Consider the following 12,195-nt stretch of genomic DNA (forward strand, 5'->3'; position numbering starts at 1 on the left):
TTCGCTCAAACAGTAGGAATTCATTGCTCATCAATCACAAAAAAGCGGTCAAAATTAGTTTTTGACCGCTTTTTTGTGATTTTAAAATTCGGGATTACTCATGTTTATTTCAAAACTCGGAATGATTCATCTTGTTTTAATGTCAATGAATACTTACTTCCCCAACTGACTAGCTATTTGCTTTAAAGTAATCTCTGCAATTTTGGCTGTGTAGCTTAAATTATTTAAGCGATAGCCAGAGTTTTCAAAACTTTGTTGTGCTTGTTTTACGTCGATGATAGTGGCTTGTCCTAATTGAAAACGTTGATTCATCAATTTCAATAATCTATCTGCCAACTCATAATTTTGTTTTTCGGCTTCAATCAATTGCAAAGTATTGCTATAAGCTTCCCAAGATTTTGCCGCAGTATTTTCAAAATTTTGAATAATTACTTCTTTCTGTAAACGAGCTGTTTCTGTATTAATTTTTGCTACTTGTACTTGGCGAGTATTAACTGTTCCTGCATAGATTGGAATACTGGCATTAATTCCTAAAAAAGGCCCATAAGTCTGGTTTAATAAAGTAAAACCTGCACCACTTTGGTTACGTCCGTAGTTATAACCAGTGTTCAAATTGACGGTTGGGTAACGTCTGGCATTGGCTTCTCTTTCTAACAAAAGATTCACATTGACTTGGGCTTCTGCTGATAAAATACTTGGATGTTTTTTGATATTAGTTTCTATGCTTTCCCATTGAAGGCTTTTATCTAACTCAATTGTATCTGTAATCGTAATTACTGTTTTGGGATTCAAAACCAAGCTACGAAGTAAATCTGCTTTGCTTTGTTCAATCACAATTTTTTGTGTTTGTAAAGCTTGCGTTTGTGCATTCAAATCTAAACTCGCCTGTAAGAATTCCGCTTCGTTGGATAAACCAACACTTTTACGAGCTTCAATCAATGAAAGTTTTTGTTTTGACACTTCTATGGATTGAAGTAAAGTAGTAACAAAATTTTGCTGTTGAACTACTGCAAAATACTTCAACATCACATCCGCAATGACATTCTGAACACTTGTATTAAGCTGTTCTTGACTTAGTTTTTGTAATTCTTCCAAACGCTTTTGAGTAGCCATTACTCTACCCCCATTATACAACATCATAGTAGCCGTAACACTCATATTGGTATTGTTCGACACTACGCCTGTTCTATTGGTACTTGTTCCATTACTTAATTCTTGGTTCAAACCAGTTACTTGCTCGTTGGTATTGAACGTACCTGTAACTGTTGGCAAGCCACCTGCCACACCAATGTAATTATTGATCGTACTGGCGTTAAGCGTATTCTTTGAAATCTGAATATCTAAATTGTTTTTTAAGGCAGTTTCAATGGCTTGGCTTAGTGTAATTTGTTGTTGAGCTACACTTGTACGAATGCCTGTAACCAACAAACAGCACGCTAAAGGAACAGTATATTTAAGAAAGATTCTCATGTTTTTTCGTTGATTTTCAAATTATGGGCTTAACAGTTTAAGCCTTTCTTGTAGTTAGATTAAGCTATTCCTTAATCTAACTCTTCTGCCAATTTTGATTCTTCCGTTTTGTAAGTTTTGCTAGAAATAAATGTGTAAACCGCTGGAATCACGATTAAAGTAAGGATTAAAGAGAATAAAATCCCTCCCACAACAACAGTTCCCAAAGGAATACGGCTTGTTGAGGCAGCACCTAAACTTAGAGCAATCGGTAATGCTCCTAATGAAGTAGCCAAACTTGTCATCAAAATCGGACGTAAACGTTGAGCCGAAGCTTCCACTACCGCATCAATTCTTGACAGTCCTTCGGCACGCTTATGGTTAGCAAATTCTACAATCAAAATACCATTTTTCGTTACCAAACCAATCAACATAATCATCCCGATTTGCGAGAAGATATTCAACGTTTGTCCGAACATCCAAAGACTACCTAACGCACCCGCTAAAGCCAAAGGTACAGTAATCATGATAGTGAATGGGTCTTTGAAACTTTCAAACTGAGCGGCTAATAACAAGTAAATCAAAGCCAAAGCTAAACCAAAAGCAAAAGCTGTGTTTGAAGAACTTTCAGAATAATCTCTTGAAGGTCCACTCAATGCTGTTTGGAAAGATTTATCTAATACTTTATCAGCAATGGCTTGCATCGCTTTTACACCATCACCAATTGTTTTTCCATCAGCTAATGAAGCCGAAACCGTAGCCGATTTCAAACGATTAAAGTGAAATAATGTAGAAGGATTACTACTCTCTTCCAATTTTACCACCGCACTCAAAGGAATTCTTTCACCACGAGCGTTAGTCACAAAAAGGTTTTCAATGTCTGTTGGTTCTTTTCTTTCTTTGCGTTCTACTTGTGCAATTACTTCGTATTGACGCCCATTCATCGTAAAATAAGCTAATCTTCTACCACTGAATGCACCTTGAACAGCACTTACAACATCTTGTGTGGTTAAACCTAAATCCTTGATTTTAATGCGGTCGAAAGTCATTAAAATTTCAGGTTTGTTGAATTTTAAGTTTACGTCAACATTTTGGAAAGTTTTATCATTACGAGCTTCCTCCAAAAACTTAGGAATCGCTTCTTTAATTTTCGCAAAATCAATGTTTTGTAATACGAATTGTACTGGTAAACTACCTCTCGAACCTAAGCCTACCGAAATAGTTTGTTCTTGAATTCCAAATACACGAGCGTTATTAAAACGGCTCATTTTTTTGTTCAATAACTTCGTCAATTCATCTTGGCTTCTTGTTCTTTGGTCTGGGTCAACCAAACCAATACGAGCAGCAGAAGAGTTTGTACCTCCGTTTCCGCCAAAACCTGGCACAGCATTAAACACGAAGTCTTTTTCAGGAATAGAATCATTCAAGAAATTAGTCACTTCATCTGAAACCTTCTGAGTAAATAAATAACTTGAACCTTCGGCAGTACTTACCGTAAAACGAATACTGCTTTTATCTTCCATTGGGGCAATTTCACTTTGTAGATTTTTACCAGCAAGCCAAATCAACACGCCACAAGCCACAACAATTATCCACGCAACCCAACGAACTTTCATGAAGCCTTTCAGAATGTTTTTGTAGCCACTTTCCATACCCGTAAAGAATGGTTCAGTTTTGTCGTAAAGCCAACCGTGTCCTGCTTTTTTACGAGTTAAATACACATTCAGTACTGGTGTAATCGTCAGGGAAACAAAAGCAGAAATCAATACCGCCGCAGCTACCACAATCCCAAATTCACGGAATAAGCTTCCTACGAAACCTTCTAAGAAAATAACAGGAAGAAATACCACCGCAAGTGTTAATGAAGTAGAAATTACGGCAAAGAAAATTTCTTTACTTCCTTCCAAAGCCGCTTTCCGAATAGGCAAACCTTGCTCTAATTTTCGGAAAATGTTTTCAGTAACAACAATCCCATCATCTACTACCAAACCTGTTGCCAGTACGATTCCGAGTAATGTCAAAACATTAATCGTAAATCCGCAAATGTACATGATAAAGAAAGTAGCAATCAGAGAGATTGGAATATCAATCAATGGACGAATGGCAATTAACCAATTTCGGAAGAAGAAGAAAATTACCAACACAACCAAACCAAATGAAATCACCAAAGTTTCTTCTACTTCTTTCAAAGAACGACGAACGTTTTTGGTGTTATCAATCAATAATTTAAACTGAATATCAGATTTGTTTTCCTTCTGAATTTCTTCTAAACGTTTATTGAACTCGTCGGCAATTTTAATATAATTCGCTCCAGGTTGGGGAACAACTGCCAAACCCACAGAGTAAACGCCATTATATTTCCAACTTTGTTCAAGTGTTTCAGGACCTAATTCTACATCTGCAATATCGCCCAAGCGAACAATTCCTGTATTACTTTCACGGATAATTAAATCACGAAATTGTTTTTCAGTGGTTAATCTTCCTATGGCACGAATCGTCATTTCGGTATTGCTACCATAAATTTTACCTGCTGGCAATTCTACGTTTTCACGTGCCAAAGCTGTTTGAATATCCGTAAACGATAAAGCATAAGCATTCATGCGGTCGGTTTTCAACCAGATACGCATGGCATAACGTTTCTGTCCTAAAATATTTACACCACTTACGTTATTGATGGTTTGGAAACGTTGCTGCAAAACGTTTTCGGCATAATCACTCAGTTCCAATAAACTTTTACTTCTACTTTGGATTGCCAAAAGCAAAATAAAATCACTGTTAGCATCTGCCTTAGAAACAACTGGCGGAGCGTCAATATCTTGAGGTAAACCTCTCACGGCTTGTGCTACTTTGTCACGCACATCACTGGCTGCCGCTTCTAAAGGTACATCCAAATTGAACTCCACCGTAATAGAGCTACTACCAAGCGTACTTGATGAAGTAATTGAACGAATACCCGGAATACCATTAATTTGTTTTTCGAGCGGTTCAGTAATTTGGTTTTCGATAATATCAGGGTTCGCACCAGTGTAGGAAGTCCTTACGGTAACAATGGGCGGGTCGATGGCAGGGTAATCTCGTACTGCCAAAAATGAAAATCCCACTACCCCAAAAAGGATAATCAAGACGTTCATCACCGTGGCAAATACGGGTCTTTTAAGAGATAATTCTGAAATATTCATGAATAATGCTGATTAAACTAATCTCGTCTCTACTAAAAGCTTGATTAATTTTATGAAATCTTTTGAATGATAATTTTGAATGAAGAAAGTAGAGTGCTTATTGTTTTCTTACACCTCTTACTTTAACAGGTTTATCTTGACGAGCAAATAAAACACCATCAACAACAACAGAATCACCTTCACTCAATCCACTCGTAATTTCAACAACATCTTCTTGTCTGAAACCCGTTTCTACTGTTACGTAGCTTGCCTTTCCATCTTTCACAACGACCAATTTTTTAGTTTTGTCATCTGGAATAATAGCATTTGTCGGAATCAAAATACTGTTTTGGGCAGCGCCAGCACTGAAATATACTTTAGCGAAAGTTCCCGGATTAGCAGTGCAATTTGATAACAAAGCACGCACCAATAAATTACGAGTAGTTTGGTTGATTTGTGGCTCACGAGCAATCACAACAGCTTTACAACGAGCATTCTTTTGTCCTTCCACTTCTACTTCCACAACTGTTCCTTTGCGGATAAGTTGCGTGTATTCTTCAGGAACAGTAAAATCAACTTTTAATTTATTGACTTGCTGAATGGTAGCAATAATGGTAGTAGGTGCAACATAAGCACCTTGACTGATTTGACGCAAACCCAATACGCCAGTAAACGGAGCTTTCAGTACTGTTTTTTCAATCAATACTTCTGTGTAGGCTAAATCTGCTTTTAAGCTATTTACTTGGTTCAAAGCAGTATCGTATTCACCTTGATTAATCCCATTAATTGATAAAAGTTTAGCCAAACGTTTTTCTGTTTTCTCGGCTAAATCAAGCTGAACTTTGGTTTTATTTAATTGAGCTTGTAAATCCGCATCGTTGATTCTTGCCAAAACTGTTCCTTGGTTTACAGTAGTACCTTCAGCAATATTCAAATAAGTAATTCTTCCGCTAACTTCAGTATGAAGTTCAACGAATTCATTAGCAACGATAGAACCATTGGCTTCAACATCCGAGCTAATGCTTTGTTTTTTGGCAATAACTACATCAACGATGGCAGGTTGTTCTTCCTTTTTATTAGTGTCTTGAGGTTTCTTACTATGGCAACTAGCCAAAGCTAAACAGATTGATGCTCCAACAGATACCATTGAGAGCGTATTTTTTTGGTTCATATTGTAAGTTTGTATGAATAATTTTCTTGCTAATTTTTTATAAAGGTACTTTATAAAGAATAACCTTTTGTCCAGATTTACTTCGTAATCTTAATATATTTCGACTAACTTATCATTTCCATAGATAAGTGAATTAAATATACCAATTAACTACCTAGTAATGAGTAATTCTTGTTTCATGAAGTTTTAAAATTGGAGGGATAAAAAGCAAATATATATAACTCTCCAATACTGAGTCTTAACTCACTAAAACTGCATTGTAACTCAGATTTTCTGTATTAGCTTACAGATTTATCGAGCTGGAATACGGAAAATCGGAGTTGAAGCTCGTCAAAACTGTATTGAAGCTCCCAAAATCTGAGTACCAGCTCACTCCTACTGAGTTAGTACTCAATAAATACGAGTTAAAGCTCTGTCAAACTGAGTTGATAGTCAGTTTGACTGTATTAGAACTCAATTTTTGTGTATTGGTAGATTTATGAACATTTTCGACGTTTTTTTCACCCGTGGCTGGTCTCCCGACCAGCCACCAAGCAACATTATTTTTTTGCAAATACTGCTCAGAATAGCGTTCAGGATAATCAATGTGGACTGGTCGGGAGACCAGCCACGGAAACAAAGTCCCCCAAAATCCATTTAAGCCTGCCGCAAACCATTCTTCACAAAACGGAATAATTTCATTAGGTTTTCTACAAATTTGGTTCATGAACTTAAACATCTGAGTTCATGAATCAACCAAAACATACACAAAAAAAATGGAAATCTCTATTACCACCGTTATCAGCATAGCAATTCCTTTGCTTTGTTTAGTTTTCTACAAATTTATTTTTCGTTTACTGGGTATTATCATTATTCCAGAAGACAAAATTGGTTTAGTCACGAAGAAGTTTGTACTCTTTGGCGAAAAAAAATCTCTCCCCGAAGGACGTATCATCGCCACCGAAGGCGAAGCGGGTTATCAAGCTAAACCTTTAGCACCGGGTATTTACTTTTGGTATTGGATTTGGCAATACGACATTACACTTCAGCCACTTACCATTATTCCAACGGGTAAAATTGGTTTAATCTTGGCAAAAGATGGGAAAGAACTTGAAACAGGTTCGATTTTAGCCAGAAAAATTGAATGTGATGGTTTTCAAGATACAGAATCTTTTTTAAAAAATGGCGGAAGAAAAGGACGACAAACAGCCGTCATTACTGCGGGTTCGTACAGAATTAATACTTTTTTGTTTGAAGTAGTGATTACTGATATTACCGAAATCCATGAAAATATGGTTGGGATTATTACCACGATGGACGGTGCTTCTATTGAAGCAGGACAAATTGCTGGTAAGTCAATTGACGGTCATAATAATTTTCAAGATGCTGATACTTTCTTGAATAAAGGAGGCAACAGAGGTTTACAGCAACAAGTAATTTTAGCAGGTTCGTATAACTTGAATCCTTGGTTTGTGAAAGTAGAAGAAATACACATGACTGAAATTCCGATTGGTAATGTAGGCGTTGTGATTTCTTATGTAGGCGAAGAAGGCGTAGATATAAGTGGTTCAGAATTCAAACACGGAAACATTGTTTCAAAAGGCTACAAAGGCGTTTGGGCAGAAGCTTTTGGACCGGGCAAATATCCAGTAAATACTTATGTTCAGAAAATAGAAGTTGTGCCTACAACCAATTTAGTATTGAACTGGGCAAGTGCAAGGTCGGAGTCGCATCAATTGGATAAAAACCTATCAACCATTACGGTTCGTTCAAAAGATGGTTTCCCATTCAATTTAGATGTTTCGCAGATTATTCACATTCCGAATTACGAAGCTCCAAAGGTAATTGCCCGTTTCGGGAATATGAACAATCTTGTCAGCCAAGTACTTGAGCCAACGATTGGTAATTACTTTAGAAACTCCGCTCAAGATTCAGACGTAATTTCTTTTTTGGGTTCAAGAAAGGAACGTCAGGAAACAGCCAGACGCTACATTGGAGAAGTACTTTCGCAATACAATGTAAACGCAGTGGATACTTTGATTGGTGATATTGTTCCGCCAGAATCATTAATGAAAACTTTGACTGATAGAAAATTAGCCGAAGAACAAAAGGTTACTTATGAAACCCAGAAAATGGCACAAGAAACTCGCCAAGCTTTGGAAAAAGAAACAGCGATTGCCGACATTCAAAAAGACATTGTAAAAGCCGACCAAGGTGTTGTGATTGCAGAAAGAGTAGCCGATGCTTCGGTGAAAAAAGCACAAGGTGAAGCACAAAGTTTGAAATTGCAAGCAGGGGCAGAAGCTGAAAGAGTAAGAGTACAAGCCAGTGCGGAGTCTGAAAGAATTAAGTTAATTGCCAATGCCGAAGCTGAAAAAATCAGTAAAACGGGTACTGCCGAAGCTGAGAAAATTTTAGCGATTGGTAAAGCTGACGCAGAAGCCTACAAATTGGCTGTTTCGGCAATGGGCGAAGGCAACTTTACACAATTGAAAATCACCGAAAGTATTGGTAAAGAGAAAATAAAAGTAATGCCTGATATTTTAATTACAGGTGGCTCGAACGACCAAAACGGAGCTTTGAGTGGTTTGTTAGGACTACGATTGATGGAAGAAGTAGGTAAAAAAGTAGAGAAAAATTCTGTTGGTGTTCAAACTGATAAAAAAGAGTAATCCGGAATCCTCATAGTTTTACCCAAAGGTTTTTTTTGTATTGCCTTTGGGTAAATTACCCCATCTAAAGCCATTACTTATGAATCTACGCAATGGTTGTTCTAAAAAGAAATAACTTAAAGCAGATACAATACATAAACATAAAAGGTACGAATAAAATCCGTCTGGAATTCCCATGCGTTTACAAATTGCTGGAGAATAGACAATTACTGGATATTGAAGAATGTAAATACCATAACTAATTTCTCCTAAAAAAATAGAAAGCTTACTTGTAAGTATTGGCATTGACTTTTCAACTAACGATAGAGAAAGGATAATTGGCACAAATAATATTGCAAGTAAGCCATTGTGGAAATTTACTGGCGGGGGATACTTTAATAATAAGTAAAGCAAAATCAGTAAAAAAATCAATAATAAGTGATAAAAATCAGAGTGCCGTTTTTTTTCTACTAGATATAAATAAAAAATACCTGTTGCATTGCCAACAAGAAAGCTACTCAAGTGCATAGAGGGAAAATAAAAAAGTAAATCGTGACTAAAAGATGAATCACTCTTATAATAGGTATTTAAACTGTAATGAAAAAATAACTGCGTTACGAGCCAAACAAGAATCACACTTATAAGGATTTCTTTCTTATGAAACTTTTGATAAAAGTAATGTAGTAGGATTGGAAAGCACAAATAGAAAAAAACTTCTACAGAAAGAGACCAACCTGTAAAATTAAAACTTGTAGCATAACCTGGAAACCATGCCTGTATAGCAAATACATTTAATAAAAAAGCCCTCCAATTAATTGGGAAATGATGAACAATTTGAAAAAAGAGAATGAGTAGCAAAGAAAAAAAGTACGCAGGAAATATTCTTGCAAATCGGTTAAGGTAGTACTGTTTAAAATCTATTTTTTTGTGTGAATAAGCAATCATCATAACAAAACCAGAAAGAATGAAGAAATAACTTACTCCAAGGTTTGCTTGCTTAACAATAGGGGCGGTGATATTACTAGAAGCTAAAATTGTATTATTCCCAAAATGAAAAAATACAATTAAGATGGCTGCAATGAATCTAGTAAACGTCAATTGGTTTAATTTCATCCTTAGGTTAAGAATCTTATTAATTAATAACAATGTAAAAATATTTACAAAGGTATTTTAAAACATGCTATTATTCCAATCTATCTGATTGGAATAATGTTAATTAATTGGTAATTCTAAAAGATTAATTAAGGAATAACCTATTAAATTATATGCTTTCTTATAAACAATCATCTTTTCACAAATATCATGAACTATTCTAAAGTATTTTTTCGTTATATTTTTCCCCATCTAAAAACTAATGAAAATATACCGAATAAACTGATATGCAGAAACTTAATTTAACAATCACCCTCGAAACATACAATAACGACACTGAGCTGTCGGTATTAGAAAATAAATTATTAAACGAAGCTCGCAAAGCTACTTACAAATCGTATGCGCCTTACTCTAATTTCCATGTGGGTGCTGCCATTTTATTAGACAATAACGAAATCATTACTGCTAATAACCAAGAAAATGCGGCTTTCCCTTCGGGTTCTTGTGCTGAACAATCAGCAATTTTTTGGGTCGGGGCAAATCATCCTGAACGAATCATTAAAGCGATTGCAGTAATTGCTCGTCCCGGGAAAGAAGATATTTTCAGAGGTGTTCCGCCTTGTGGAGCTTGCCGACAAGCGATGTTGGAGTATGAAGTCAGACAAAAATCACCAATTCGTTTTATTATGGTGGGAGCAAATCAGCAAATTTTGATTACCGAATCTGTGGGCGATTTACTCCCAATTAAATTCACTGATTTCTAAGTTTTTTGTAGAATGCTGTTACGGCTTCTATCTTTGTAAAATGTTAGATTTCCTCCAGAAAAATACTTTTTCAATAGTTTATACTTTTTTTTTAGGCTTGATGCCCATTTTTGCTAGCTCCAGTATAAGCTATTGGCTCATTATGCACGAGCAGGAAGTCCAACATTTTAAAATACTTCAATGGGTTTTGGTTTACGTGGCTTCATGTTTTAGCATGGCATTTGCTCTTACTCCTACTACTTTTATTGCATTATTGAGTGGCTATTTCTTGGCTTGGAATGCCTTCGCTCCTATTGCTATTAGTTATTGGGTAGCTTCATACTTGGGTTTTAAAGTAGCGAAATTGATAGACGGTGGAAGATTCCTAAACAAACTTTCAGAAAAACCTAAAGTAAAACAAGTATTGGATAATCTTCAAAAAGACGAATTCAAGATTATTTTATTGGCTCGTCTTTCGCCTGTTTTGCCTTTTGCCGTTACCAATGTGTTGTTTTCCTTCTCTGGAACAAAGCTAAAAAACTTTCTAACCGCAGGTTTTATCGGAATGCTTCCAAGAACTATTCTATCAATTTGGTTAGGAACTCAAGCACAAGAAATCCGTAAACTGATAGAACACCCAAGTCAAGGCAGTGGCATTCAGTTTTTTGTTTTTGGTTTGATTCTAGTGTCGATGTTGGGATTGGGATATTTTATTAAGAAAGCTTTTTAGGTTTCGGCTATCGGACTTCGGATGTCAGATGAAAAAATCAGCGTCAATCTTCGGTTTTAAATTTCCACAAATCAGTGGCTAAAAACAAAAAATGGTGATATTGGAAATCTCCAAAGCCACCATTTCAAATTATTCTATTTTAAGTATTCTACTCTATATCAATCACAACGCCAGCCGTTTTAGGATGCGCCACACAAGTAAGAATATAACCTTGTTGTAATTCTTTATCGGTAAGTCCGTCTTCTTCGTCCATGTGTACTTTTCCAGAAATACATTTTCCTAAACAAGCAGTACACATCCCTGCCTGACAAGAATAAGGTAAATCAATATCCTCACGTAAAGCCGCTTCTAAAATTGTTTCATGCGGTTTTACTAACACTTCGTACTCGTTGCCTTCGTATTGAATCGTTACAGTTTGTGGTTTGATAGAATCATCTTCGTCTTCTACAAGAATTTCACTTGATGTACTTCCGCCAAAATGTTCTTTATGAATATTGTCCGTAGAAACATTAAACATTTTCAAAGCAGTTTCTACTTGTTCCATCATTCCTTCTGGTCCACATAAATAATACTCTGCTTTAGCAATATCAATCGCAAAATCTTGTTTCAAGAAAATTACTGCTGAAGCTTGATTGATACGAGTTTTGTAGCCCGTCCAAGTATAAGAAGGTTGTGTCAGTACGTGCAATACTTTAAAACGGCCTTCATATTTTAACTCTAATTCAGTTAACTGTTTCTTGAAAATTATATCTTCTTCACTTCTTGAACCATACACTAAACATACTTTTGTACCTTGTTCAACGGGTAAAACAGACTTTAAAATAGACATTAAAGGAGTAATTCCTGAACCACCACCAAATAAAACGATAGTACGTTCTTTCATTGGGTTGGGTTCAATGATAAAATGCCCCATCGGTTCCATTACTTCGATGGCATCACCAACTTTAACCGAATCACACAAATAATTAGATACTAATCCGTTTGGTACTCTTTTTACAGTTACAGCAATGGAAGCATCTTTATTAGGCGAGCTTGACATTGAATAACTTCTACGCACTTTTTGTCCGTTGATTTCTGGAATTAAGGTAAGAAATTGACCAGCTTTATAACTTACAGATTGATGTACTGGATGCCAAAAAGTAAATGTTTTAGTATCGTGCGTTTCGTCGATGATTTCTTTTACTGTGAGATGAAAATATTTTACAGACATTTTATGATTACG

General features: G+C 35.9%; 9 protein-coding genes. 3 read left to right on the forward strand and 6 right to left on the reverse strand.

What is annotated here, in order from left to right; translation table 11 throughout:
* Positions 1-153 precede the first annotated feature (153 nt).
* The 4 genes from HNP25_RS16440 to HNP25_RS16455 all read right to left on the reverse strand — a co-directional run bounded on the left by HNP25_RS16440 (position 154) and on the right by HNP25_RS16455 (position 6,484).
* Complete coding sequence (locus HNP25_RS16440) at positions 154-1,470, reverse strand: TolC family protein (protein WP_184135869.1); 1,317 nt, start codon at positions 1,468-1,470, stop codon at positions 154-156.
* A gap of 71 nt (positions 1,471-1,541) precedes the next feature.
* The gene (locus HNP25_RS16445; protein ID WP_184135871.1) at positions 1,542-4,628 is read right to left on the reverse strand and encodes an efflux RND transporter permease subunit; all 3,087 of its coding nucleotides are present in this window, start codon (positions 4,626-4,628) and stop codon (positions 1,542-1,544) included.
* A 97-nt stretch (positions 4,629-4,725) separates the two neighbouring features.
* A complete protein-coding gene (locus HNP25_RS16450; protein ID WP_184135873.1) occupies positions 4,726-5,778 on the reverse strand; it encodes an efflux RND transporter periplasmic adaptor subunit in 1,053 nt (350 codons plus the stop codon).
* Between the two features lie 415 nt (positions 5,779-6,193).
* Complete coding sequence (locus tag HNP25_RS16455) at positions 6,194-6,484, reverse strand: hypothetical protein (protein ID WP_184135875.1); 291 nt, start codon at positions 6,482-6,484, stop codon at positions 6,194-6,196.
* A gap of 49 nt (positions 6,485-6,533) precedes the next feature.
* Here HNP25_RS16455 and HNP25_RS16460 point away from each other — a divergent pair, with 49 nt between their 5' ends.
* Positions 6,534-8,429, forward strand: coding sequence for an SPFH domain-containing protein (locus HNP25_RS16460; RefSeq protein WP_184135877.1), 1,896 nt, complete (start codon positions 6,534-6,536; stop codon positions 8,427-8,429).
* An 18-nt stretch (positions 8,430-8,447) separates the two neighbouring features.
* Here the strand turns inward: HNP25_RS16460 and HNP25_RS16465 are convergent, their stop codons facing one another.
* The gene (locus tag HNP25_RS16465; protein WP_221432493.1) at positions 8,448-9,554 is read right to left on the reverse strand and encodes an acyltransferase family protein; all 1,107 of its coding nucleotides are present in this window, start codon (positions 9,552-9,554) and stop codon (positions 8,448-8,450) included.
* A 233-nt stretch (positions 9,555-9,787) separates the two neighbouring features.
* On the opposite strand from HNP25_RS16465, the gene HNP25_RS16470 reads away from it, so the two are divergent.
* Positions 9,788-10,264 (forward strand): cytidine deaminase, encoded by a 477-nt coding sequence (locus tag HNP25_RS16470; protein WP_184135881.1) that lies wholly within the window; start codon positions 9,788-9,790, stop codon positions 10,262-10,264.
* 40 nt (positions 10,265-10,304) lie between these two features.
* On the forward strand, positions 10,305-10,973 hold the full coding sequence (locus HNP25_RS16475; protein WP_184135883.1) for a TVP38/TMEM64 family protein: 669 nt from the start codon (positions 10,305-10,307) through the stop codon (positions 10,971-10,973).
* Positions 10,974-11,121: 148 nt separating this feature from the next.
* Here HNP25_RS16475 and HNP25_RS16480 read toward each other — a convergent pair whose 3' ends face one another.
* Positions 11,122-12,183 (reverse strand): ferredoxin--NADP reductase, encoded by a 1,062-nt coding sequence (locus HNP25_RS16480; RefSeq protein ID WP_184135885.1) that lies wholly within the window; start codon positions 12,181-12,183, stop codon positions 11,122-11,124.
* Positions 12,184-12,195 lie beyond the last annotated feature (12 nt).

This window comes from Arcicella rosea (assembly GCF_014204325.1).
GTDB lineage: Bacteria > Bacteroidota > Bacteroidia > Cytophagales > Spirosomataceae > Arcicella > Arcicella rosea_A.

Bases quoted from the DNA above. Each gene is read 5' to 3' on its own strand.
- HNP25_RS16450 (WP_184135873.1), bottom strand. From the start codon at position 5,778: ATGAACCAAAAAAATACGCTCTCAATGGTATCTGTTGGAGCATCAATC.
- HNP25_RS16440 (WP_184135869.1), bottom strand. From the start codon at position 1,470: ATGAGAATCTTTCTTAAATATACTGTTCCTTTAGCGTGCTGTTTGTTG.
- HNP25_RS16480 (WP_184135885.1), bottom strand. From the start codon at position 12,183: ATGTCTGTAAAATATTTTCATCTCACAGTAAAAGAAATCATCGACGAA.
- HNP25_RS16470 (WP_184135881.1), top strand. From the start codon at position 9,788: ATGCAGAAACTTAATTTAACAATCACCCTCGAAACATACAATAACGAC.
- HNP25_RS16455 (WP_184135875.1), bottom strand. From the start codon at position 6,484: ATGAACCAAATTTGTAGAAAACCTAATGAAATTATTCCGTTTTGTGAA.
- HNP25_RS16475 (WP_184135883.1), top strand. From the start codon at position 10,305: ATGTTAGATTTCCTCCAGAAAAATACTTTTTCAATAGTTTATACTTTT.
- HNP25_RS16445 (WP_184135871.1), bottom strand. From the start codon at position 4,628: ATGAATATTTCAGAATTATCTCTTAAAAGACCCGTATTTGCCACGGTG.
- HNP25_RS16460 (WP_184135877.1), top strand. From the start codon at position 6,534: ATGGAAATCTCTATTACCACCGTTATCAGCATAGCAATTCCTTTGCTT.